At 65.8% G+C, this 22905-nt stretch carries 20 protein-coding genes; 8 read left to right on the top strand and 12 right to left on the bottom strand.

The annotated features are described in order from the left end of the window. Positions 1-20: 20 nt before the first annotated feature. A complete protein-coding gene (gene map, locus FJ988_RS05600) occupies positions 21-848 on the bottom strand; it encodes a type I methionyl aminopeptidase (RefSeq protein ID WP_140815762.1) in 828 nt (275 codons plus the stop codon). A gap of 241 nt (positions 849-1089) precedes the next feature. Between map and FJ988_RS05595 the strand changes: the two genes are divergently transcribed. The 4 genes from FJ988_RS05595 (at position 1090) to FJ988_RS05580 (ending at position 4671) form a co-directional block, all read left to right on the top strand. Then, the gene (locus FJ988_RS05595) at positions 1090-1452 is read left to right on the top strand and encodes a hypothetical protein (protein WP_246688436.1); all 363 of its coding nucleotides are present in this window, start codon (positions 1090-1092) and stop codon (positions 1450-1452) included. A 111-nt stretch (positions 1453-1563) separates the two neighbouring features. Beyond that, entirely contained in the window at positions 1564-1800 is a 237-nt protein-coding gene (locus FJ988_RS05590; protein ID WP_140815760.1) for a hypothetical protein, read from the top strand. Between the two features lie 142 nt (positions 1801-1942). Next, positions 1943-2917, top strand: a complete 975-nt coding sequence (locus FJ988_RS05585; protein WP_140815759.1) for an ABC transporter substrate-binding protein — start codon at positions 1943-1945, stop codon at positions 2915-2917. Between the two features lie 86 nt (positions 2918-3003). Beyond that, the gene (locus FJ988_RS05580; RefSeq protein WP_140815861.1) at positions 3004-4671 is read left to right on the top strand and encodes an iron ABC transporter permease; all 1668 of its coding nucleotides are present in this window, start codon (positions 3004-3006) and stop codon (positions 4669-4671) included. A gap of 14 nt (positions 4672-4685) precedes the next feature. Here FJ988_RS05580 and FJ988_RS05575 read toward each other — a convergent pair whose 3' ends face one another. Next, a complete protein-coding gene (locus FJ988_RS05575; RefSeq protein WP_140815758.1) occupies positions 4686-5729 on the bottom strand; it encodes an ABC transporter ATP-binding protein in 1044 nt (347 codons plus the stop codon). Between the two features lie 214 nt (positions 5730-5943). On the opposite strand from FJ988_RS05575, the gene FJ988_RS05570 reads away from it, so the two are divergent. Continuing rightward, positions 5944-6249, top strand: coding sequence for a DUF982 domain-containing protein (locus tag FJ988_RS05570; protein ID WP_140815757.1), 306 nt, complete (start codon positions 5944-5946; stop codon positions 6247-6249). 18 nt (positions 6250-6267) lie between these two features. Here FJ988_RS05570 and FJ988_RS05565 read toward each other — a convergent pair whose 3' ends face one another. The 8 genes from FJ988_RS05565 to FJ988_RS05530 form a co-directional block, all read right to left on the bottom strand. Beyond that, the gene (locus FJ988_RS05565; protein WP_140815756.1) at positions 6268-6954 is read right to left on the bottom strand and encodes an aspartyl/asparaginyl beta-hydroxylase domain-containing protein; all 687 of its coding nucleotides are present in this window, start codon (positions 6952-6954) and stop codon (positions 6268-6270) included. A gap of 106 nt (positions 6955-7060) precedes the next feature. Beyond that, positions 7061-8554, bottom strand: coding sequence for an efflux transporter outer membrane subunit (locus tag FJ988_RS05560; protein WP_140815755.1), 1494 nt, complete (start codon positions 8552-8554; stop codon positions 7061-7063). 11 nt (positions 8555-8565) lie between these two features. Further along, complete coding sequence (locus tag FJ988_RS05555; RefSeq protein ID WP_140815754.1) at positions 8566-11739, bottom strand: efflux RND transporter permease subunit; 3174 nt, start codon at positions 11737-11739, stop codon at positions 8566-8568. A gap of 3 nt (positions 11740-11742) precedes the next feature. After that, on the bottom strand, positions 11743-13020 hold the full coding sequence (locus FJ988_RS05550) for an efflux RND transporter periplasmic adaptor subunit (protein WP_140815753.1): 1278 nt from the start codon (positions 13018-13020) through the stop codon (positions 11743-11745). Then, on the bottom strand, positions 13004-16147 hold the full coding sequence (locus FJ988_RS05545; protein WP_140815752.1) for an efflux RND transporter permease subunit: 3144 nt from the start codon (positions 16145-16147) through the stop codon (positions 13004-13006). The genes FJ988_RS05550 and FJ988_RS05545 overlap by 17 nt, the downstream gene beginning before the upstream one ends. Further along, entirely contained in the window at positions 16144-17289 is a 1146-nt protein-coding gene (locus FJ988_RS05540; RefSeq protein WP_140815751.1) for an efflux RND transporter periplasmic adaptor subunit, read from the bottom strand. Before FJ988_RS05540 ends, FJ988_RS05545 begins: the two co-directional genes overlap by 4 nt. Continuing rightward, a complete protein-coding gene (locus FJ988_RS05535; RefSeq protein WP_246688435.1) occupies positions 17270-17449 on the bottom strand; it encodes a hypothetical protein in 180 nt (59 codons plus the stop codon). The genes FJ988_RS05540 and FJ988_RS05535 overlap by 20 nt, the downstream gene beginning before the upstream one ends. 127 nt (positions 17450-17576) lie before the next feature. Then, positions 17577-18251, bottom strand: a complete 675-nt coding sequence (locus FJ988_RS05530) for a hypothetical protein (protein WP_140815749.1) — start codon at positions 18249-18251, stop codon at positions 17577-17579. A 215-nt stretch (positions 18252-18466) separates the two neighbouring features. Here FJ988_RS05530 and FJ988_RS05525 point away from each other — a divergent pair, with 215 nt between their 5' ends. The 3 genes from FJ988_RS05525 (at position 18467) to FJ988_RS05515 (ending at position 20818) form a co-directional block, all read left to right on the top strand. Beyond that, positions 18467-19192 carry a response regulator gene (locus FJ988_RS05525; RefSeq protein ID WP_140815748.1) on the top strand — a complete coding sequence of 242 codons (726 nt, stop codon included), beginning with the start codon at positions 18467-18469 and terminating at the stop codon, positions 19190-19192. Beyond that, positions 19189-20433, top strand: a complete 1245-nt coding sequence (locus FJ988_RS05520) for an ATP-binding protein (RefSeq protein WP_140815747.1) — start codon at positions 19189-19191, stop codon at positions 20431-20433. Before FJ988_RS05525 ends, FJ988_RS05520 begins: the two co-directional genes overlap by 4 nt. A 61-nt stretch (positions 20434-20494) precedes the next feature. Then, positions 20495-20818 carry an antibiotic biosynthesis monooxygenase gene (locus FJ988_RS05515; protein ID WP_140815746.1) on the top strand — a complete coding sequence of 108 codons (324 nt, stop codon included), beginning with the start codon at positions 20495-20497 and terminating at the stop codon, positions 20816-20818. Between the two features lie 66 nt (positions 20819-20884). On the opposite strand, the gene FJ988_RS05510 is transcribed toward FJ988_RS05515, so the two are convergent. Further along, the gene (locus FJ988_RS05510; protein WP_181183426.1) at positions 20885-21970 is read right to left on the bottom strand and encodes an extracellular solute-binding protein; all 1086 of its coding nucleotides are present in this window, start codon (positions 21968-21970) and stop codon (positions 20885-20887) included. 42 nt (positions 21971-22012) lie between these two features. Then, the gene (gene aguB / locus FJ988_RS05505) at positions 22013-22903 is read right to left on the bottom strand and encodes an N-carbamoylputrescine amidase (protein WP_140815744.1); all 891 of its coding nucleotides are present in this window, start codon (positions 22901-22903) and stop codon (positions 22013-22015) included. Positions 22904-22905: the final 2 nt, after the last annotated feature.

The raw sequence follows: 22905 nt of genomic DNA, 5'->3' as shown, positions 1-22905 counted from the left end.
TGGGCCGAATTGCGACAGGCCTAAACAGGCAAACCAGGCCGGTCGAGCTTCTTCGGTGAGAGGGTGAAGATCTCGCAGCCGGTGTCGGTGACGCCGATCGTGTGCTCGTATTGCGCCGAGAGCGACCGGTCGCGGGTCACCGCCGTCCAGCCGTCCGACAGCACCTTCACATGCGGGCGGCCCAGATTGATCATCGGCTCGACGGTAAAAATCATGCCGGGCCGCATTTCGACGCCCTCGTTGGCGGTGCCGTAGTGCAGGATGTTCGGCGCGTCGTGGAAGAGCTGGCCGACGCCGTGGCCGCAGAAGTCGCGCACCACAGAGCAGCGCTCGGCTTCGGCATAGGTCTGGATCGCGGCGCCGATGGCCCCGGTGCGGGCGCCGGGCCTGATCGCGGCGATGCCGCGCATCAGGCATTCATAGGTCACTTCGAGCAGGCGCTCGGCGGCGCGCTTGATGGTGCCGACCGGATACATGCGCGAGGAATCGCCGTGCCAACCGTCGAGGATATAGGTGACGTCGATGTTGACGATGTCGCCATCCTTCAGCGGCTTGTTGTCCGGAATGCCATGGCAGACAACGTGGTTGATCGAGGTGCAGGACGATTTGGTGTAGCCGCGATAGTTGAGCGTCGCCGGCAGCGCGCCATGGTCCATGCCGAATTCGAAGACGAAGCGGTCGATGGCCTCGGTCGTCACGCCGGGCTCAACCATCGGGACGAGCTGGTCGAGGCAGCGCGCGGTGAGATCACAGGCCTTGCGCATGCCGGCAAAGCCTTCCTCGCCATAGAGCCTTATCTGGCCAGTGTTGCGTAACGGGGCTGTCGAGGCGTCGAGATAGGTAACCATTTTGTCCGTTCAGGGTGCCGGCCCATCGTGGGAGCCGATGCAAGGAAAGTTTCCTCAGATTTGGCACTGGAAGCCGCAAGGTTCAAGAACGAACTGCGTTTGCGCGCCTTACCGGGCATGTTTCACCGGAACTGTGAGCGGAGGCGAAGCTTTCCTTTTGCGGCTTCGTGGGGTAGGGCGGATTGGGTATCCGGAGAAAATCTTGCCTCTGATGGCGTCTGAACGCGTGAGATCAAAGCTGTTGGCAGTCAGGACCGCGGGAGCGGGCCTGGTCGCGCTGCTGATGCTTGCGCTGCTTGCTTTGGCCCAGGCGGACATCTCGGCGTCGCAGATCGGCGCGGCGGGCAGCCCCAGCATCAGCAGTGCCCGGCAGGGCGATACGATTGCGCTACCGCGGGGTGCCGGCAAGGCGCAGGGCCTTGAAGTCCGCGTCGGCCGGCCACTGCCCGTCAAGCTGGTCAGCGGCAACCCCGGCGCGCTGCTGCCCGCATCCGAATTCCTAATCCTCTGCAAGGCGTCGCCGGTCAAAACGGCCGTCGTCCTCGCTTTTGCGGCGGCGCCGCAAGCGCGCACCAACCAGCCACGCGCGCCACCCGCAGCATAGGCCTGAGCCGCAAGCGCGGCACCCAAACCAAAGACATTCCTTCGCGTCGCGACCCGGCGACGGCTTGCAGCCGTCCGCCGGTCGCGTGCGCGTCAGTTCGGATATCATTCAATGCAACGCATCAAGACATTCAAGACACTCACCCGGGCGGTATCGGCCGCGTCCTTTCTCACTGTGCAGGCGGTCATCTGCATCGGCACGGTCTATTGGGCCGTTGCGGCGACGCTTCGCATGGAAGGAACATCCGCGATGGTGCTCGGCGCTATCTTCGCCGTGCCTTCGGCCTATTTTCTGATGGTGGTTTGCCGCATGGCCTATGAGGCGGAGACGGATCCCGCGAACCAGTAGGCGCACAAGTGAAGCGACATTGGACAGGGCGATGCCGGTTGCATCGCCCTGTCACATAATGGTTATCCTGCGGCCTTAGTCAGGTTTTCAGCCCCGGCGGTTTGCCGGACTTCCCTCAGCTGTGATCAAGACAGGTATTTCCATGCGCCAGATCGTTTTCGCCGCCCTATTGCTGGCTTCCACCGTGGCCGGCGCCTCCGCCGCCGACGGCACGCTGGTGCTCTACACCAGCCAGCCCAACACCGACGCGCAGCAGACCGTCGATGCCTTCATGGCGAAGAATCCCGTCATCAAGGTCGACTGGGTGCGCGATGGCACGCCGAAGATCCTGGCGAAGCTCCATGCTGAGATCGAGGCCGGCCAGCCGCAGGCCGACGTGCTTCTGATCGCCGATGTGGTGACCATGGAAGGCCTCAAGAAGGAAGGCCGGCTGCTTGCCTATCCTGAGGCGAAGGTCGACGGCTTCGACGCCGCGCTCTACGACAAGGACAAGACCTATTTCTCGACCAAGCTGATCACCACCGGCATCGTCTACAACACCAAGGCGCCTTTCGTGCCGACGAGCTGGGAAGATTTGAAGAAGCCGGAAGCCAAGGGCCTGATCGCGATGCCGAGCCCGCTGACCTCGGGCGCGGCGATGATCCATGCCGTGACGCTTACCGGCAACCTGCCGGAGGGCTGGGACTATTACGGCGCGCTGGCCAAGAACGGTGCGCAGGCGAGCGGCGGCAATGGCGATGTGCTGAAAGCCGTCAGCGGCGGCGACAAGCTGTTCGGCATGATCGTCGACTACATGCCGATCCGCGAGAAGGCCAAGGGCGCGCCGGTCGAATTCGTGTTCCCGAAGGAAGGCGTGTCGGCCGTCACCGAGCCGGTCGCGATCCTGTCCACCGCCAAAAACCAGGAAGCGGCAAAGGCCTTTGTTGATTTCCTGCTGTCGAAGGATGGGCAGGAAGTGGCCGCCAAGATGGGCTATATCCCGGCCCGCGCCGATGTCGCGCTGCCGGCCGGCTATCCGGACCGCTCCGCCATCAAGGTGCTGGACTATGACGCCGCGGCAGCGCTCGCCAACGACGCGCAGAACAAGGAAAAGTTCAGCGAGACGATGAGCCAGTAAGCGGCCAGGAAGCAATTTTGACCACTGCGGAAAATCGGATCGTTGGGCCGGCCTCGCCGCCCGGCGATCTGGCATCCCGGAACGCGATGGTCGGCCAGCGTCTGTCGGCGCTTGCCGTGCTTCTGGTCATCGCCGTGCTCAGCCTGCTGCCGATGGCGCGCCTCGTCCTCGCGGCGATCGCGCCCGGCGGCGCGGTCGATTTCGGCGCCTTTGCCGAGAGGCTGATGAAGCCGGCTGCCTTGCGGGCGATGTGGCACACGCTCGATACCTCCGTCTTCGGCGCGGCGTTGGCGCTGTGCATCGGCATCCCATTCGCCATCGCGGTGACGACGACCGATCTGCCGGGACGCAAGCCACTCGGCTTCCTTTTGCTGTTGCCGCTGATGATCGCGCCGCAGGTCACGGCGCTGGCCTGGCTGCATCTTTTCGGCCCATCGAGCACGCTGCTCGGCATGCTTGGCCTCGCGCCGCCGCCGGGCACCGGCAATCCGATGCTCGGCCGCGGCGGCATCATCCTGCTCTTCGGTGTCCAGCATGCGCCGATCGTCTTCATCACCATGCGGGCAGGGCTGTCGCGGGTGCCGCGCGACCTGGTCGAGGCGGCGCGCGCCTGCGGGGCGCGGCCGCTCGGCGTGTTGCGCACCATCGTGCTGCCGGTGGCGCGGCCCTATGTCGTGGCGGCAGCGGCGCTCGCCTTCGTCTCCGGCGTCGGCAATTTCGGCATCCCTGCGCTGCTCGGCATGCCGCTCAACTACCTGACGCTGCCGACCTTGATCTATCAGGATCTGTCGAGCTTCGGACCGAGCGTGCTGCCGCAGATCGCAGCACTTTCGGTATTGGTCGGCGCGCTGGCGTTGGTAGGCATGGCGTTCCAATCAATGGCGTTGCGCGGCTCGGGCCATCGCATCGCCGCCGGCAAGCCGGCGCAATTCGAGCTCGGACGCTACCGCCTGCCGCTTGCCTGTCTCGGCTGGCTGGTGATCGGCTTGACGCTGGTGCTCCCCGCCTGCGCGCTGCTGGCGACGTCGCTGGTGCCGTCCTTCGGCGTGCCGCTCGGTCCGCAGACGGCGACCATCGCGAATTATACGGAAGTGCTGGTACGGCAAGCGTCGACCGTGCGCGCCTTCCGCAACTCGCTGCTCTTCGCCGGCGGTGCCTCGCTGATCCTCGCCTTGGCGGTCATTCCGATGGCGGCGCGGCTGGAACGCTTCGACCGGCGCTGGCGGCGCATCCTCGGCGGCATCGTGGACCTGCCTTACTCGATCCCCGGCGTGGTGCTGGCGATCGCCTGCATCCTGCTGTTCCTGCGGCCGCTGCCGTTGATCGGCAGCCTTTACGCGACGGCCTCGATCATCCTGATCGCCTATGCGATGCGCTTCCTGACGCTGGCGCTGAAGCCGGTGACGACGGCGGTCGGGCAGATCCCGCGCGATCTCGAAGAGGCCGCGGCCGTTTCCGGCGCCGGTCCCTTCCGGCGGCTGTGGACGATCACCGCGCCGCTTGCCGCGCCTGCGGCGGTGGCGGGCGGACTGCTTGTCTTCATGAGCGCCTTCAACGAATTGACGGTGTCGGCGCTGCTGTGGTCGAGCGGCAAGGAGACGCTGGGTGTGGTGCTGTTCAGCCTGGAAGAGGCGGGGCTCGGCACGCAAGCCGCGGCGATCGCGGTGTCCACAATCGTCGTGGTGGTCGTGCTCCTTTTGACCCTCGATCGATTGGGCAGGCGCCTGCCTGCTGGCGTTCTACCCTGGCGGTAGGCCGATAGCAGCGCTCAGGCGCCCGGCACCACCCAGGCATCGGACACCGCGACATGTACAAGCTGGCCCGCCGTTAGCGGTTCGGTGCTGTCGACCATCAACTGCTGGCCGGGATCTGCAAGCGCCAGCCGCACCTCGTGCACCGGACCGCGATAGACGCTGTTCAGCACCGTGGCGGGCAGCCCTTCCGAGGCGATGCGCAAGGCTTCCGGCCGCAACAGCACCTTGACCGCGCCTTGCGGCTGGCCGTGGCTGCGCGCCGCAAGACGATGGCCGGCGATGTCGATCGTCGCGGTTTGGCCGGAATGGTCGACTGCGTCGCCCGACAGCAGGCTGCCACGGCCGACGAAGCCGGCGACCGCGGCATCGGCCGGCGAGCGATAGATGTCCTGCGGCGTCGCCGCCTGCAGAAGTTTCCCCTTGCTCATCACAGCGACGCGGTCGGCAAGCGCCAGCGCTTCGGCCTGGTCATGCGTGACATAGACGATGGTGGCGCCGGCGCGGCGATGGATCTCGCGAAAGGCGTCGACCATGGCGGAGCGCAGATGCATGTCGAGATTGGCGAGCGGCTCGTCGAACAGGATGATCCTGGCCTCGGCGACCAGGCAGCGGGCCAGCGCCACGCGCTGCCGCTGGCCGCCCGACAATTCGTCGATGCGGCGCTTGGCGAAGCCGCCGAGGCCGACAATGTCGAGCACCGAAGCGACGCGGCCAGGGATGTCGGCGGCAGCGACGTGCCTGGCCTTGAGCGGGTAGGCGACGTTCTCGGCGACATCCATATGCGGCCACAGCGCATAGGACTGGAAGACCACGCCGACATTGCGCGCCTCGGGCGGCAATTGCCGTTTCGGATCGGCGACAAGCGCATCGCCGAAGAACACGCTGCCCTCGCTCGGCGCCTCGAAGCCGGCAATCAGCCTGAGCATCGTCGTCTTGCCGCAGCCGGAAGGGCCGAGCAGCGCCGTGAAGGAGCCTTCCGGAAAGGCCAGCGAGACGCCATCGAGCGCGGCGGTGTCGCCGTAACGCTTGACCAGAGATTCGACCCGGATTTCGCTCATCTTTTTGCGCCCACGGCAGCTGCGACGGCCCGGCAATACGGTGGAAACCCGGCATTGGCAATGCGGCCGGCGCCGATCCACCTGGACGCCGATCTGATGCAACGGTGACGGATTGTTGACCGCACTGAGGTCACATTTGCGAGTCAGAAGGCCGAAAAGCAACTTTTCGGAACGAGCGGCGTTGCTCCGGCTACACCAGTTCGGGAGACAGGGAATGGACAGACTGCAATTCGAGGTGCCGGTGCGCATTACGCCCGCGCCCGGCCTGCCGGTCGAGGAAATCTACAGCGTCGAGCAGGCGCTCGACTTCCTGCAAGACTGGCCGAAGCGCCGCCAGGGCAAGATCTACGAAGCGGCCTTCAATGCCTGCTTCGGCGCCACGGTCGACGTGGCGAGCACCGAGGAAGCCTGCCGCGCCTTCGCAGCCTTCTGCCGCGTCAGCGGATTGCTGGCGCGCGACGCGATGTTTCCCGGCAAGCGCGGCAGCGGGGCAGGGACATATCGCGAGGCGCGAGCCTAACCGTCGGTCGCCCTGCGATCAGCCGCCGAACGACACGCCCCTGTAGCGCATTCCCACCTGCACGCCGCGCACGATGACGCGCGACAGGATTTCCATGTCGAGCGGCATCTTCGGACGCCAGACGTCGAGCAGAAGAGCGACGCGCGGCTGGTCCGAATTGTTCATCACCTCGTGCTCGAACGTGTCGTCCCACAGCATGCATTCGCCGTCGGCGATGCGCCGTTCCTCGTGATTGATCATCATGATGGTCGCCGGCCGTCCGTCCTCCTGCTTCGGGATCATGAGGCCGAGGTGGAAGCGCATGATGCCGCGAAACGGGCCGCGGTGGGCAGGGATGTGCTTGTGAGGGGCGAGGAATGAGACGGCCGCCGATTTGACCTCGGGGCACTCGTTCAGCAGACGGCTCAGCACCGGCATCCGCGCCAGGTTCTCCGGCACCGTCATGTCATAGGCCTTGAGCACGAACATGCGCCAATCGAGGCCGTCATTGGCCGAGATATCGGCCTGCTCCGGCATGATGTCGTGGAAGCGCGGCGCCTTGTTCAGCTTTGCGGCAAGCGCCTCGTCGCGGATCGCCTGCCAGGCGGCGGCGAACTTCGCGGCGTTGGGGAAATGCGTGCCGGCATCGAGAATGGCCGGTGCATCTATGCGCTTTTCGTAGATACGGCGAACCAGATTGGTTCCAAGATCGTAAGCGTTCTGCATGTGATTACCTCGACGACGCAGTTATATAGTGGGCTATTGCTTCCGGCCATGCCTCACGGAGATTTGTATGTGCCGTTAGCAGTGGATGGACATCGCGGTCCGTGCCTCACTCAGTCTTCGACGCCAGCCGTGGGCCGGTGGCGACATCGACGATCTCGGGTTTCGAGCTGTCGATAGTGCCGTCCCAGCCGCCGCCAAGCGCCTTGTTGAGCGCGATGTAATCGGTGGCGACCGACACCCGGCTCTGCAAGAGGGAATCCTCGGCCGAATAGGCCGAGCGCTCGGCGTCGAGCACGTCGAGAAGGCTCGATTCGCCGGCCTTGTAGAGCGTTCTTTCGAGCCGCGCGGCGTCGCCATAGGATTTCGCCGAGGAGGCGAGCTTGCCGGTTCTGATGCGCTCCTGCGACAGCGACACGGAAGCGTTCTCCACATCTTCCAGCGCCGTCAGCACGGCGGCCTTATAGGCGATGAAATACTGATCGCGCTGCGCTCTGGCGACGTCGACGGCAGCCTCGAGCTGGCCGGCATTGAACAGCGGCACGCTGAGCGTCGGGCCGAAGGACCAGCCGATGGTGGAGTTCTTGCCGAGATCGCCGAGTTTCAGCGCCGTGGTGCTGATGTCGCCGGTCAGGCTGACGCTCGGATAGCGCGCCGCCTCGGCCTGGCCGATCTTGGCGGTGTATTGAGCGTACTGCCGCTCGGCCATGCGCACGTCCGGGCGGGTGAGCAGGATATCGGCCGGCACGCCGGTCGGGATCGGCAGGCGCGGCGCCGGGATCGGCGCGACCCGCTTCAGCCGCTCGTTCAACGAAGCCGGCGGCCGCCCGGTTAGCACGGAAAGGCGATGCACCGTCTCGGCATAGGCCGCTTCCAGGCTCGGAACGCTGGCTTCCGTGCTGCTCGCCTGTCCCTCGGCCTTCGCCACATCGGCGGCGGTCGACGTACCGGCCTGCGCCATGGTGCGGGTGAGCTGAGCGGTCTCCCTTTGCGAGGCGGCTGACCGCCTGGCGAGCGCGATGCGCGCCTGGTAGCCGCGCGCCTGAATGTAGTTCGAGGTGACATCGCCGACCAGTGTCAAAAGGGTCGAACGCAATTCCTCCTCGGATGCATCCAGCCCGTAGCGCGCCGCCTCGACGCCCCTGCGGTTGGCGCCGAACAGGTCGATCTCCCAGCTGGCGTCGAGGCCCGCCTGGTATTGGTCGTATGTTTCGCTGGCCACGGTGCCGGCAGAGGTGGCGGAAACCCGGTTGCGGGTGGCCGACCCCGAGCCGTCGGCCGAGGGAAAAAATGTCCCAACGGACTGGCGGTAGCTGGCGCGCGCTTCGCGGATCTTGGCCCTGGCGGTGGCGACATCGAGATTGCCGGCGACCGCCTCCTCGACGAGCGCGTTCAACTCGGGATCGCGCAGCCGCTGCCACCATTTGGACAGTTGCGCCGGCTTTGCCGGTTTTCCCGCCTTCAGCCCGCTCCAGCTCGCCGGCATCGCCAGCAGCGGCTTCTGGTAGTCTGGACCGACGACGCAGCCGGAGAGCAGGGCAGCCGTAAACGCGGGCAAAAAGAGCCCGTTCGCGGTCGCGAGACCGCGTGAAAAACCCGTCATGTGAAAGAACCTTATTCTTGAGTGGCTGTGGCTTGTGTTCCGCCCGAGTTCTGCCCACCCGTATCCTGCCCGCCTGTATTCTGCTTGGCCGCCTTGCCCTTGAAGATGCGCCGCACCGTGACGAACAATAGCGGCACCAGGAAGACACCGATCACCGTCGCCGCGATCATGCCGCCCATCACGCCGATGCCGACCGAGTTCTGCGCGCCCGAGCCGGCGCCGCTGGCGATCGCCAGCGGCGTGACGCCGAGGATGAAAGCGAGCGACGTCATCAGGATCGGTCGCAGGCGTTGTCGCGCCGCTTCAAGCGTCGCCTCGACCAGGCCCATGCCCGCCGCTTGCCGTTCGATGGCGAACTCGACGATCAGGATGGCGTTCTTGGCCGCGAGGCCGATCGTGGTGAGCAGGCCGACCTTGAAATAGACGTCGTTGGTCTGGCCGAACAGCGTTGCGGCCGCCAGCGCGCCGAAGATGCCGATCGGTACCGACAGCATGACGGCGAACGGGATCGACCAGCTCTCGTAGAGCGCCGCCAGGCAGAGGAACACGACAAGCGCCGAGATCGCGTAGAGCGACATCGCCTGGTTGCCGGAGAGCTTTTCCTGATGCGACAGTCCGGTCCATTCATGCGAGTAGCCGGCGGGCAGCTGCGCGACCAGCCGGTCGATCTCGTCCATGGCGGCGCCCGAACTCTGGCCTGCGGCCGCCGCGCCCTGTATCTCGACCGCGGCCGAGCCGTTGTAGCGCTCGAGCCGCGGCGAACCATAGGTCCAGTGGCTGGAGGCGAAGGCCGAGAACGGCACCATCGACCCGCCTGAATTGCGGACCTGCCATTTGTCCAGATCCTCCGGCTGCATGCGGAAATTCGGATCCGACTGCAGATAGACCGGCTTCACCCGGCCGCGGTCGATGAAGTCGTTGACATAGTCGCTGCCCCAGGCTGTCGACAGCGTGTTGTTGATATCGGCCAGGCTGATGCCCAGCGCGCTCGCCTTTTCCTGGTCGATGTCGACCGAGAATTGCGGCTGGTCCTCCTGGCCGTTGGGACGGGTGTTGGCGAGCAACGGGCTCTTGGCAGCGAGACCCAGAAGCTGGTTGCGCGTCTGGATCAGCGCCTGATGCCCGGCGCCGTTGACGTCCTGCAGGTAGAAGTCGAAACCGTTGGTGTTGCCGAAGCCCTGGATGGCCGGAGGTGCGAGCGCGAAGACCTGCGCATCCCTGATCGCCCGGAAGGCGCCCATGGCGCGGCCGGCAACCGCGGGCGCCGCCAGGGCCGGCGACTTGCGCAGGTCGAAATCCTTCAGCCGCACGAAGGCGATGCCGACATTCTGGCCGGCGCCGCCGAAGCCGAAGCCAGAGGCGGTGAACACGCCTTCGACGGCGTCCTTCTCCTGGTTGAGATAATGGTCGGTCACCTGGGCGAGCACGCGCTCGGTGCGGTCCTGCGTCGCGCCGACCGGCAGCGAGGCGCTGGTGATCAGGATGCCCTGGTCCTCATCCGGCAGGAACGAGCTCGGGAGGCGAGCGAACATCCAGCCCATGCCGATGACGATGGCGAGGAACACGGCAAGGAAGCGCCACGACCGGTTGATGATGCCATGCGAGCCGTCGCGATAGGCGGTCGTGCCGCGATCGAAGGCGCGGTTGAACCAGCCGAACGGACCTTTTTGCGTCGCATGGTTCTTGGGCGGCCGCAGGATGGTGGCGCAGAGCGCCGGCGTCAGCACCAACGCCACCAGCACCGAAAGCACCATGGCCGAGACGATGGTGACGGAGAACTGCCGGTAGATGATGCCCGTCGAGCCGCCGAAGAAAGCCATCGGCACGAAGACGGCCGACAACACGGTGGCGATGCCGATCAGCGCGCCGGTGATCTCGTTCATCGATTTTCGCGTCGCCTCTTTCGGCGGCAAGCCTTCCTCTGCCATGACGCGCTCGACATTCTCGACCACGACGATGGCGTCGTCGACGAGCAGGCCGATGGCCAGCACCATGGCGAACATAGTCAGCGTGTTGATGGAATAGCCGAAGAAGGAGAGCACGCCGAAGGTGCCAAGCAGCACGACCGGAACGGCAATGGTCGGGATGATGGTGGCGCGAAGGTTCTGCAGGAACAGGAACATCACCAGGAACACCAGCACGATCGCTTCGGCCAGCGTCTTCACCACTTCCTCGATCGACAGTCGCACGAAGGGCGAGGTGTCGTAAGGATAGACGACCTCGACGCCTTGCGGGAAGGTCGAGCTCAGCCGGTTGATCGTCGCGCGCACCGCTTCCGCCGTGCTGATGGCGTTGGCGCCGGTCGCCAGGTTGACCGCGAGACCGGCCGCCGGCTTGCCGTTGTAGTGAGCCTGCGTGGTGTAGCTCTCAGCGCCGATCTCGACACTGGCGACATCGTTCAGCCGCACCAGCGAGCCGTCGGTGTTGCTCTTCAGGATGATGTTGCGGAACTGCTCGGCGGTCTGCAGCCGGCTCTTGGCCGTCACCGTGGCGTTGAGCTGCTGGCCCTTGCGCGCCGGCAGGCCGCCGAGCTGGCCGGCTGAAACCTGTGTGTTCTGCGCCTCGATGGCGGTCGCGACATCGCTCGGCATCAGCGCGTATTGCGCCAGTTTGTCGGGATCGAGCCAGATGCGCATGGCGTAGCCGGAGCCGAAGAGCTGCGTCGAGCCGACGCCTTCGACGCGCTTCAGCGTGTCGTTGATGGTTGAATCGACATAGTCGGCGAGGTCGGTCGAATTCATCTTGCCATCGCTGGAGACGAAGCCGATGACCATCAGGAAGCCGGTCGAGGATTTGGACACGGTGATGCCGTTGCTCTGCACCACCTGCGGCAGCTGCGACTGCACCAGCTGCAACTTGTTCTGGGTCTGCACCTGGGCGGTGTCGGCGTTGGCGGCGCTGGTGAAGGTCAGCGTGATCGAAGCCTGGCCGGTCGAGGTCGACGTCGCCGTCATATAGTCGAGATTGTCGATGCCGGTCATGCCTTGCTCGATGACCTTGGTCACCGAGTTCTCGACCGTCTGGGCGTCGGCGCCCGGATAGCTGGCGCTGATGTTGACCGTTGTCGGCGCAATCTGCGGATATTGCGAGATCGGCAGCGATTGCAGGGCGAGCAGGCCGCCCAGCATGATCACGATGGCGATCACCCAGGCGAAGATCGGCCGGTTGATGAAGAAACCCGACATCGCTCAGTTCCCGGTTGCGCCAGAGGCGGGCTGTTTTGCGGCACCGCCCGCAGGCGCGGCCGAGGCTGAGCTTTGCTCGCGATCCTTGATCTCGCCGGTCGTCTCGTCGACCGTCACCTCGACCGCCGTCGCGTCGCCGCCGGCGCGCACCAACTGCAGGCCCTCGACGATCACGCGATCGCCGTCGCTGACGCCGGAATCGACCAACCAGTTGTTGCCGACGCTGTTGCGGACGCTCAGCGTCCGCTGCTCGACCTTGCCCTGGGCGTTGACCACCATCGCGGTCGCCTGGCCCTTCGGGTCGCGGGTGACGCCGCGCTGCGGCACCAGAAAACTGTTCTGCGCGACGCCTTCCTCGACGATGGCGCGCACATACATGCCGGGCAGGAGCAGGCGGTCGGGATTGGGGAACTGGGCCCTTAGCGCAAAGGTGCCGGTGGACTGATCGACATTGGCGCCGGCGAATTCCAGCTTGCCGCTCTGCGCATAGATGGTGCCGTTGTCGAGCTTCAGCTTGACGCTGACATTGGGGCCGCTGAACTTGATCCGGCCTTCGTTGATCGCCTGGCGCAAATTGAGCAGGTTGGTGCTGGATTGCGTGACGTCGACATTGATCGGGTCAAGCGCGCGGATGGTGGTCAGCAGCGTATCCTGGTTGGCGGTGACCAGCGCGCCGGGCGTCAGCGACGATTTGTCGATGCGTCCGGCAATCGGCGATGTGATCGAGGTGCGGTCGAGGCTGATCTCCGCCGTCTCGACGCTGGCCTTGGCCGATGCGACATCGGCCTGTGCCTGCGCCAGCGTCGCGGCGGCGTCGTCAAAGTCCTGCTTGGAGACGACTTTCTGCTGCAGCAGGCCGGAATAGCGGTCGAACTTGGCCTGCGCCGTGGGCACCGCCGCTTCCGCCTTCTGCTGCGCGGCGACCGCGCTGTCATAGGCTGCCTTGTAGCTCGCGGGATCGATCAAATAGAGCGGCTGCCCTGCCACCACTTCGGCGCCTTCCAGGAACAGGCGCTGCTGGATGATGCCGTTGACCTGCGGGCGCACTTCGGCGGTGAGCGAAGCCGCCGTGCGTCCAGGCAATTCCGCGGTGATCGCGACCGATTGCGGGTGCAGCGTGACGACGCCGACCTCGGGTCGCCCGGCGCCGCCCATGCCGGCCGGAACCTGGCTCTTCTCCTGCGAGCAGGCCGCCAGAAGAAGCGTGGCGCACAGGATTCCGGCGAAGGGCGCCAGGCGGCGTGAACTCGTCGAAGGAGATTGGCTAGACGGGATAGGCATCTGGATCTTTCCCCGGAATTGCGGTTGCGGGCCGGCCTTCGGCGCCGGACTGTTCGACCAAAAGCTTGCCGAGATGGTGGGCAAGGAAGCGCTGGATGTCGTCCATGAAGGTGTAGACGACCGGCACGTAGACGAGGCTGAGCACGGTGGAGGAGAGCAGCCCGCCGATCACCGCGATCGCCATCGGCGCACGGGTCTCGGCATCGGCGCCGATGCCGAGCGCGATCGGCAGCATGCCGGCGCCCATGGCGATCGAGGTCATGACGATGGGCCGGGCGCGCTTGCGGGCAGCGTCGAGCAGTGCGTCGAAGCGGCTCATGCCATGCTCCTTTTCGGCGACCAGAGCGTACTCGACAAGCAGGATTGAGTTCTTGGCCGCAATGCCCATCAGCATCAATATGCCAATCAGGGGCGTCACGCCAAGCGCCTTGCCGGTGGCGAGCAGCAGGCCGAGCGCGCCGCCGACCGAGAGCGGCAGCGCGACCAGGATGGTCACCGGCTGCACGAAGCTGCGGAAAAGCAGCACCAGCGTCAGATACATCAGGATGATGCCGGCGGCGATCGCGGTGGCGAAGCCCGAGAATAGTTCCTCCATGCGCTGGGCGTCGCCGCGCGCCAGCTCATGCACGCCGGCCGGCAGGTTCCTCATGACCGGCAAAGCGCGGATGGCCTCTGTCGCCTGGCCCAGCGTCAGGCCCGAGAGATCGGCTTCTATTGTCGCGCTGCGGCTTCTGTCGACACGCGTGATGCTGTTCGGGCCGGCGTTGAAGCCGATATCGGCGACGGCGCCGAGCGGAACGATGCCCTTGGAGCCGGTCAGCGGCAGCATGGCGAGCTTGGCCGGATCGTCGATGGCGCCATCCGGCAAGGTCACGACGATCGAGACCTGGCGGTCGCCGAGATTGAACTTCGCCAGGCTGGTGTCGGTGTCGCCGATGGTTGCGATCTTGACCGTCGCGGCGATCTCGGTCGGGGTGACGCCGAGCTCGGCCGCCTTGGCGCTGTCTGGGCGCACGATCAGCTCCGGCTTGGTCGTGGCGGCGGTCGAGGTGGGGTTGATCAATCCGGGAACCGATTTCATCTGGTCGATCAGCGCGTCGCTTGCCTTTTCGAGCGCCGCGCCGTCGTCGCCGACCAGCGTGATCGAGACTTTTGCGCCGGAGAACCCGTCGGCGCCGAATTGTATGCGGGCGCCCGGAATGTCGTTGAGCCTGGGCGAAGCCTCGGCCTCGAACTGCTGCTGGCTCATCGTGCGCTCGGCGCGCGGCTTAAGATTGACCGTGACGGTGGCCGTCCGAACCTCGGCCGAGGACGCGCTTTGGTTCGGTCCTCCACCCGAAGAGGCCGCTGTGCCGATCGTGGCGAAGATGCTGTCGACGGCCGGCTCCTGCTTGAGACGTTTGGTGATGTCCTGCACCACGGCCGCCGTCTGTTCGATCGTCGAGCCCGGCTGCAGCTCAACTGAGATCATCGAGCGGCCGCGATCGGCGGCGGCCATGAATTCGGTCGGCAACTGCGTCGCCAAGAGCATCGAGCCGGCGAAGAAGGCGATGCCGGCGACGAGCGTGATCCAGCGATGGCCGAGCGCCTTGCGCAGCAGCCAGAGATAGGCCGGCACCCAGGCCGGCATATCATCTTCGTCATGGCCGCCGGCGCGCACCAGATAGGCGCCCATCAGCGGGGTCAGCATCCGCGCCACCAAGAGCGAGAACAGCACCGACACGCAGACGACGACGGCAAAGCTCAGGAAGAATTTGCCGGGGATGCCGGACATGAAAGCGACCGGCAGGAAGACCGCGACGATGGTGCCGGTGGTCGCCACCACGGCGAGCCCGATCTCATCGGCAGCCTCGATCGCAGCCTGATAGGCGCTGACGCCGGTCTGGCGCATGTGGCGCACGATGTTCTCGATCTCGACGATGGCGTCGTCGACGAGGATGCCGACCACCAAGGACAGCGCCAGCAAGGTGATGTTGCTCAGGGAAATGTCGAAGGTCGCCATCACCGCGAAGGTCGGGATCAGCGACAGCGGCATGGCGACGGCCGAGACAAGTGTGGCCCTGATATCGCGCAGGAACAGCCAGACCACGCCGACGGCAAGCAGGGCGCCGAGCCACAGCGCTTCGAGCGCGGCGTCATAGCTCTCCTGGACGAAGCCGGACGAGGAGGTGACCTCGGTGAACTTCGCCGCGGTGGTCTTGGCGCCCATGTCGGTAATCGCGGCGCGCGCGGCCTTGACGACGTCGATCTCGCTCGAGCCGACCGAACGGTAGACATTGAAGGCGACGACCTCGCGGCCATCGAGGTAAGCGGCCTGGCGCGGCTTCTCCCAGGAGTCGACCACCTTGCCGAGGTCGGAGAGTTTCACGTCGCCGGCGCCGCTTAGCGCGATGCGGGTGTCGGCCAGCGCCTCGACCGTGGTGGCGCTGGCCAGCGTGCGCACCGACTGCTCCTGGCCGCCGATGGTGGCGCGCCCGCCCGGCTGGTTGACGTTGTTGGAGGCAAGCGTCTGGCTGACGTCGCTGGCGCTGATGCCGAGCGCTGCAAGGCGGTCGGGATCGAGTTCGACGCGGATAACGCGGTCGACGCCGCCGGAGCGCGTGATCTTGGAGACGCCGTCGACGCCAAGCAGGACCTTGGCGACGTCGTTGTCGATGTACCAGCTCAACCGATCGGGCGACATTGCCGGCGCTTCGACGACATAAGTCAGCACCGCATTGCCTGTTGCGTTGACCTTGGCCACCACCGGCGTCTGGGCAGCGGCCGGAAGATTGGCCTGCACGCCCGACACCGCGTTGCGGACATCGTTGGTGGCGGTCTCGGGATCGGTGCCCAGCGTGAATTCGACCGTGGTGACGGACGAGCCTTCGCTGATCGAGGTGGAGACGTCGTCGACGCCTTCGAGCGTCGCCACGGCGTTCTCGATGACCCGCGCGACCTGGACCTCCATCTCGCTCGGCGCCGAGCCCGGCTGCGACACCGTGACGGTCACCGTCGGCAGGTCGATGTCCGGCATGTTGTTGGTGCGCAGATGCGCGAAGCCATAGATGCCGGCGATCGTCAGCGACAGGAAGAGCACGATGGTCGGAACCGGATTGCGGATCGACCAGGAAGAGATGGCGTTCATGGCGTCGCCTCCGCCGAGGCGGACGGTTCGGCCTCAGCCGCCACGACGCGCACGAGATTGCCGTCGCTTAGGAAGCCGGCCCCGGCAACAACGACGCTGTCGCCTTCGGAAAGCCCGCTTTGGATGGCGACGCGGCCATCTTGGCGGGTGCCGGTCACGACCGGCCGCGCATTGGCCTTGCCGGCGCCATCGACGACGAAGACCGCTGGCTTGCCGTCGTGCCAGACGAGGGCGGCTTCGGCGACGCTCAGCAGGCTGGAACTGGCCGTCGCGATCGAGACGCGGGCGAACATGCCGGGCTTCAGGCCCGAGCCTTCGCCGACGCTGACATAGACGGTGGCGAGACGGGTGGTGGAATTGACGGTCTCGGCGATCGAGGAGACGCTGCCTGAGAAATCTCGGCCGGCGGCGTCGGTAATGGTTGCCTGCTGGCCGACCGAGATCGCGGCGAGATCCTTCTCTGGGATGAGCACGCCGACCTCCAGCCTGCCGTCGCGCACGATCTTCATCAATTCAGTGCCGGCCTGGACGATGGAGCCGGCAACGGCCGGCCTAGTGGAAACGATACCGTCGAAAGGCGCGTGGATCGTGGTTCGGTCGAGCTGTGCCTGCAGCATGTCGGCTGCCGCCTCGGCCTGGTCGAGCGCGGCTCTGCCGGTCTTGACGGCGGTGGTCTTATCCTCGGCGGTCTCGGTGCTGATGGCGTTGCTCGCGAGCAGCTTTTGCGCGCGGGCGGCGGCCGATTGCGCGGATTCTAGCGTCGCCTGCGCCTGGGCGACGGCGGCCTTCTGCTCGGCGAGCTGCGCCTTGAGCAGCGTGTCCTCGAGCCGGGCGACGACATCGCCTAGTTTCACATGATCTCCCTCCTGTACCAGGACCTCGGTCAGGCGCAGGCCGTTCTCCTCGGCGCCGATCGTCGCTTCCTGCCAGGCCGCGACTGTGCCGGTCGCGCTGATCGAGGCCGTGACGGTTTGGGGGACGACCTTCTCCACCGCAACGGTGAGCGTCGCCGCCCGCACCGGCGTGGCGGCCGGCGCCGGTTCGGGCGTGGCGCGGCCATAGGCGTTGAGCGCGACGACGACGGCGGCCACGACCAGCAGGGCAAGCAGGAGAAGGTGTTTCTTACGCAATTTTACGGTCATCGGTTTTGATCTTCGGCGAAGCGATCGGAAGCGACAGCCGATATCCTTCGAAGTTCAAGCGGATCGCGTCCTTGATCATGTCGGCCGGAAGGGTCGGTTGCGGAGCGCGGCGGCCGATCGCCAGGCCGGGCGCGACGGATGCGATCTGGCGCAGCAGCATGAACGCTTCCCACATGGTGCTCTCCGTTTCGCGCCGCTCGGGCGGCGGCGCGATGCGATTTCGTTGGAGGTGAAGAACCGGCCGGCCCTAGAACGGGTGGGTCATCGGGCCGGCCGGCGCCACCGGGTCAGAGTTGCTCGCCATTCCGGGGTAGGGGTGGCGGGAGCTGTCCGCCCTCGGCGGGCGGACCTCCGGGTCCGGCTGCATCCGGCGGACCGCCCCAGGGACCGGGGGGCGGGCCGTGCGGTCGATCCGCCGAAGCAAGGATTTGCAGCTGATCGGGCGTCAGCTTGGTGCGGAGCGCGGCGATCGCGTCCTTCAGCTTGGCCGCCGATTGGGCGCGCGCCGTGACATCGTCGGCCAGCTTTTCCTGGAAGGCGAAGGGATCGCGAGCCTTTGGTCCGTCTGCCGGCGGGGGGCCATCGGCGCCCGGAGCCCCGGTGCCGCCCGGGCCGAAATCGGGCCGCGGCGGCGGCGCCAGCACCGCCTGCAGCGCGCTGGTGTAGTCGCGCCAGGCGTCGAGCTGCTCGGAGCGGATGCCGATGCGGGTCTCCAGCAACGACAGATGAGCCGCGAGCATTTCGGGCGGCGGCGGGCCCATATGACGAGGGCCGAAATCCTCCGGTCCGTGCCGCATTGCCCAGCGCGGGCCGTGCCAGGGTGCCCGTCCGGGCCCCGCATCGTCCTGCCTGTCAATGGCGGGCGGCTGGTCGCCTGGCGCGCCGGGCTCCGGCTGCGCGGCGAGCACCGGGTGGATGGCCGTGACCGAGAAGAGGCCGAGCGCCAAAAGTCTGCTTCGCATGACGTTGTTCCTTTCCTGCGTGCTTCGGATGCATGGAGGATAGGAAGCCTCTTTTGCCGCTTTGCGGCTCAGCGTTGCCGAAGGTTTCCGCAAAATGGAGATTTGTTTCCGAATGTTTCCGCATGCCCGGCAGAAACACTCGGTTGCAATTTTCCATGCCGCTGATGCGCGGCTCTTCCTATAATCAGAGACGAACAATACGAGGCGGGCCGGTAATGCAGGCGCAACCCCATATCCTCGTCGTCGACGACGACCGCGAAATCCGCACGCTGCTCGGGCGCTATCTCGACGGCCAAGGGTTTCGCGTCTCGGTGGCGGCGGACCGGCGCGAGTGCGAGCAGAAGCTTGGCGCAGGCCAGTTCGACCTCATCGTGCTCGACGTCATGCTGCCGGACGGCTCGGGGCTCGACATCTGCCGGTCCTTGCGCGACCGCAAGCCGCATATACCGGTGATCCTGTTGACGGCGCTAAAAGAGGATGTCGACCGCATCATCGGGCTGGAGCTTGGCGCCGACGACTATCTCGGCAAGCCGTTCAACCCGCGCGAGCTTTCGGCCCGCATCCGCGCCGTGCTTAGGCGCGCCGCGCCGGAAGAGACGGCACCGCCCAAGGTGCGCGTCTATCATTTCGCCGGCTACCGGCTGGAGCCGGACACGCGCAAGGTGATCGATGCCGAGGGCGCGGCTGTCGACCTGACCGGCGCCGAGTTCGATCTGCTGCAGGTCTTCCTCGACCGTCCCGGCAGGCTGCTCTCGCGAGACCAGCTGCTCGACCTGACGCAAGGGCGCGAGCGCGATCCGCTGGAGCGCTCCGTCGACGTGCTGGTCAGCCGGCTGCGCAAGAAGTTCGCCGAAGCGGGCGAGGCGGCGCTGTTCAAGACGGTGCGCAATGGCGGCTACCAGCTCACCGCGCGCGTCGAGACCGCTGAGGCCGAGACATGACCTCACTGCGCCGCCGGTTGATCATCCTTCTCGTCGTCTCGATCCTCGGCGTGGTTGGGCTTGCGACCTTCGTTGCGGTGAAGGTGCTCGGCGGCCCTTCGCCCGAACTGGTCATGGGGCCGCTGGCGCATCAGATACAATACATGGTGCAACTCGTTCCCGGCCACGCGCAGAGTGCAGGCGATGCGCCGGTGACCGTCAGCGACCGTCCGGCAGCCGGCATCGCAGACCGCAAGCATACGCGGGTGCTGAACGAAATCCTTCGCCATGACGGCCTCGATGTGTCGGCCGTCGTCACCCGCAACGAGGGCAGGCCCGGCATGGTCGCCTCGGTCGCGCTGCCCGACAATCGCTGGATGATCGTCGACGTTCCCGATTTCGGCCCGCCGCGCGATGTCTGGTACGGGTTGGCGGGCTGGATGGCGCTGATCGTGCTCGGCGCAACGCCGGTATCGATCTACTTCACCGGCGTGCTGGTGCGGCCGCTGGAAATGCTTGAAGCCACCGTCAGCAAGATCGGATCGGACGGTGTTTTGGCGGCCGTGCCGGAAAAAGGACCGGCCGAAGTGCGGGCGACAGCGCGCGCGCTGAACGAGCTGTCGGAGCGGTTGAAGACGGCGATGGAAAGCCGCATGCGCCTGGTCGCAGCCGCCGGTCATGACCTCAGGACGCCGATGACTAGAATGCGGCTCAGAGCCGAGTTCCTCGACGAGGACCGCGAAAAATGGCTGAGCGACCTCGACGAGCTCGACCGCATCGCCGACAGCGCCATCCGCCTGGTGCGCGAGGAGGTCAATCAGGACGCGGTCGAGCCGCTGGAACTCGACCGGCTGGTCCGCGACATCGAGGCGGAAATGGTCACGCTCGGCCACGCCGTCTCGGTCGACCATCTCGACAAGGTCTCGGTGAAGGCCGGCGCGCTCGGCCTGCGGCGCGCGCTCCGCAACCTGATCGTCAACGCGGCGACGCATGGCAAGAACTGCACCGTCTCGCTTTCCGCCCAGCGCGGCCAGGCCGTTCTCGCCATCGCCGATCGCGGACCGGGCATCCCGCCGGATCTTTTGAACAAGGCCTTCGAACCTTTCTTCCGCGTCGATCCGGCGCGCACGCAATTCATTCCCGGCGCCGGCCTCGGACTGGCAATCGCCAAGGAAATCATCGAGCGCTACGGTGGAACGATCCGGCTGGAGAACCGGCCGAGCGGCGGGCTGCTGCAGACGGTGGTGTTCGCGACGGTTTAGCTTGGTGTTTCGATCAGCCCGGAAATCATCCGGCGATCAATCGCAACCCGGAGGGGAAAGCATGATCATTCGTTTCTGGCGGGCCTTCGCCGGCTCCGACGAGGTGCTGGACACCTATGCGGATCACTTGCGGCGGACAACTTTCGTCGAGATGGCCGAACTTCCCGGTCATCTCGGCGCGACACTGGCGCGCAAGGTCAACGGAACCGACAACGAACTCGTGGTCATGAGCTTCTGGGAAAACATGGATGCGGCTGCGCATTTCATCAAAGGCGATTTCGATGACGCCGTCGTCAAGCCAAGTACCCAGAAGCTGCTCAAATCGTTTGACCTCAAGGTCGAGTATTTCGAAACCCTGGTGTCGACAGGCGTCGTTGGGGATTAACAGTGCGGCGGCTCAGATGGTCAGGCCCCAGCTCGAACCTGACCCGGCATGCTCGCTTGATCTGCGCTACTCCAGCCCCTTGGCGTGATCCCAGGCTCTTGACCACATCTTGAGCGCCTTCTGGTCGAGCGCCTTCGGCAGATGGAAGCGCTTTTGCGCTTCTTGCGACGGATAGAGATCAGGATTGGAGCGCAGTTTTTCGTCGAGCAGCGCTAGAGCCGCCTTGTTGGCCGTCGAGAAGCCGGTGTCGGAGGCGGCGGACGCCGCGATTTCGGGGCGCAGCACGAAGTCGATGAAGGCGTGGGCGGCTTCCGGATGCGGAGCGTCGGCGGGGATCGCCAATATGTCGGCCCACACCAGATTGCCTTCCTTCGACAGGCGATAGGCGATGGAATAGGGGCGCTTGGCTTCCTTGGCCCTTATGTCGGCGATGTGCATGTCGCCGGAGAAGCCGAGCGAGACGCAGGCGTCGCCTTCAGCAAGATCGTTGATGTAGCTGGACGAGTGGAATTTGCGCACGTAAGGGCGCACCTTGGCGACCACATCCACTGCCTTCTGCAACACCTGCGGATCGGTGGTGTCCGGATCGAGACCAAGATAGATCAGCGCCAAGCCCAGCACCTGTTCGGCGTCGTCGAGCATGGTGACGCCGCAGGGCGCGAAATTCTTGACGATCTCCGGATCGAAGAGCATGCGCAGCGAGTCGACCGGCGCGTTGGGCATGATCGCGCGCACCTTGTCGACATTGTAGCCGACGCCGGTCGTGCCCCACATCCACGGCACGCCATGGGCTCCGCCCTTGTCGACCTCGTCGAGGCGGGCTTCAAGGGCGGGGTCGAGATTGCCGAGGTTCGACAGGCGGCTCTTGTCGAGCTCCGCCCAGACGCCGGTCGGCAATTCGCGCCGCAGATGCGGCGACAGGTTGATGGTGATCAGGTCATAGCCGGAACCGCCGGTCAGGATCTTGGTCTCGACCATGTCGTTGGAATCGAATATGTCGTAGGTGACCTTGATGCCGGTTTCGGCCTCGAATTTCTCGATCGTGCCCGGTCCGAAATAGGACTCCCAGGAATAGAGATGCAGGACCTTTTCCTCGGCCTTAACCGAGGTCGCGAAAAGGCATGCCGCGGCGAGCGCGAGCCAGCGTTTCATCATTTCCTCCGTTGGTTGGCCCGGGTGTGCCGGGCCGTTCGATCAAGCCGCTTTCTTGGCCAGCAGGCGGCCCGGCGTCGGCTCCAGCAAAACGCCGTAGAGATCGGGACGCCGATCGCGGAAAACGCCCCAACTGCTGCGGGCCGCGGCGATCGCGTCGAGGTCGAGCGCCGCGGTGATCACGCTGTCCGAGACGCGGTCGGCTTCTGCGAGCTTGGCGCCGGTGTGGTCGGCGATGAAGGACGAGCCGTAGAAGGTGATCTCGTTGGCCGCGCCGCTCTCGGTGCCGATGCGGTTGGCGGCGATGACCGGCGTCAGATTGGCGCCGGCATGGCCTTGCATGACGCGCTGCCAATGGTCGCGTGAATCCCAGCCCTTGTAGGAGGGCTCGGAACCTATCGCCGTCGGATAGACCAGCAGCTCGGCGCCCATCAGCACCATGGCGCGGGCGGCTTCGGGGAACCACTGATCCCAGCAGACACCGGCGCCGACCTTGCCGACTGCGGTTTCGAAAACGCGAAACCCGGTGTCGCCGTCGGCGAAATAGAGCTTTTCGCTATAACCCGGGCTGTTCGGGATGTGGCTCTTGCGGTAGCGGCCCAGCACCTTGCCGTCGGCGTCGATCATCACCAGCGTGTTGTAGAGGCGCGAGCCGTCGCGTTCGAACAGCGATACCGGCAGGACGGCGCCAGTCTCATGCGCCAGCGCCGACATCCGAGCGATCGTCGGATGGCCGTCGAGGGGGAGGGCGCGGGCATTGTGGCGCCGGTCCTCGTCCATGCAGAAATAGACGCCTTCGAACAGCTCCTGCAGCACGACCAGCCCGGCGCCGCGGCTGGCGGCTTCGCGGACATGGCCTTCGATCTTGTCGAGGTTTTCCTCGACCTGATCCGTGCAGGAGATCTGGACGGCGGCGGCAATCAATTGGCGCATGG

This window comes from Mesorhizobium sp. CU3 (assembly GCF_006442965.1).
Lineage (GTDB): Bacteria > Pseudomonadota > Alphaproteobacteria > Rhizobiales > Rhizobiaceae > Mesorhizobium.
This window is presented reverse-complemented; position numbering and strand designations above follow the sequence as displayed.

Excerpts from the sequence above, each read along its gene's own strand:
- FJ988_RS05560 (WP_140815755.1), bottom strand. The coding sequence starts at position 8,554 with ATGACGGGTTTTTCACGCGGTCTCGCGACCGCGAACGGGCTCTTTTTG.
- FJ988_RS05515 (WP_140815746.1), top strand. The coding sequence starts at position 20,495 with ATGATCATTCGTTTCTGGCGGGCCTTCGCCGGCTCCGACGAGGTGCTG.
- FJ988_RS05550 (WP_140815753.1), bottom strand. The coding sequence starts at position 13,020 with ATGCCTATCCCGTCTAGCCAATCTCCTTCGACGAGTTCACGCCGCCTG.
- FJ988_RS05590 (WP_140815760.1), top strand. The coding sequence starts at position 1,564 with ATGCAACGCATCAAGACATTCAAGACACTCACCCGGGCGGTATCGGCC.
- FJ988_RS05520 (WP_140815747.1), top strand. The coding sequence starts at position 19,189 with ATGACCTCACTGCGCCGCCGGTTGATCATCCTTCTCGTCGTCTCGATC.
- FJ988_RS05570 (WP_140815757.1), top strand. The coding sequence starts at position 5,944 with ATGGACAGACTGCAATTCGAGGTGCCGGTGCGCATTACGCCCGCGCCC.
- FJ988_RS05540 (WP_140815751.1), bottom strand. The coding sequence starts at position 17,289 with ATGACCGTAAAATTGCGTAAGAAACACCTTCTCCTGCTTGCCCTGCTG.
- FJ988_RS05535 (WP_246688435.1), bottom strand. The coding sequence starts at position 17,449 with ATGCTGCTGCGCCAGATCGCATCCGTCGCGCCCGGCCTGGCGATCGGC.
- FJ988_RS05525 (WP_140815748.1), top strand. The coding sequence starts at position 18,467 with ATGCAGGCGCAACCCCATATCCTCGTCGTCGACGACGACCGCGAAATC.
- FJ988_RS05530 (WP_140815749.1), bottom strand. The coding sequence starts at position 18,251 with ATGCGAAGCAGACTTTTGGCGCTCGGCCTCTTCTCGGTCACGGCCATC.
- aguB (WP_140815744.1), bottom strand. The coding sequence starts at position 22,903 with ATGCGCCAATTGATTGCCGCCGCCGTCCAGATCTCCTGCACGGATCAG.
- FJ988_RS05575 (WP_140815758.1), bottom strand. The coding sequence starts at position 5,729 with ATGAGCGAAATCCGGGTCGAATCTCTGGTCAAGCGTTACGGCGACACC.
- FJ988_RS05510 (WP_181183426.1), bottom strand. The coding sequence starts at position 21,970 with ATGAAACGCTGGCTCGCGCTCGCCGCGGCATGCCTTTTCGCGACCTCG.
- FJ988_RS05585 (WP_140815759.1), top strand. The coding sequence starts at position 1,943 with ATGCGCCAGATCGTTTTCGCCGCCCTATTGCTGGCTTCCACCGTGGCC.
- FJ988_RS05545 (WP_140815752.1), bottom strand. The coding sequence starts at position 16,147 with ATGAACGCCATCTCTTCCTGGTCGATCCGCAATCCGGTTCCGACCATC.
- map (WP_140815762.1), bottom strand. The coding sequence starts at position 848 with ATGGTTACCTATCTCGACGCCTCGACAGCCCCGTTACGCAACACTGGC.
- FJ988_RS05580 (WP_140815861.1), top strand. The coding sequence starts at position 3,004 with ATGGTCGGCCAGCGTCTGTCGGCGCTTGCCGTGCTTCTGGTCATCGCC.
- FJ988_RS05565 (WP_140815756.1), bottom strand. The coding sequence starts at position 6,954 with ATGCAGAACGCTTACGATCTTGGAACCAATCTGGTTCGCCGTATCTAC.
- FJ988_RS05555 (WP_140815754.1), bottom strand. The coding sequence starts at position 11,739 with ATGTCGGGTTTCTTCATCAACCGGCCGATCTTCGCCTGGGTGATCGCC.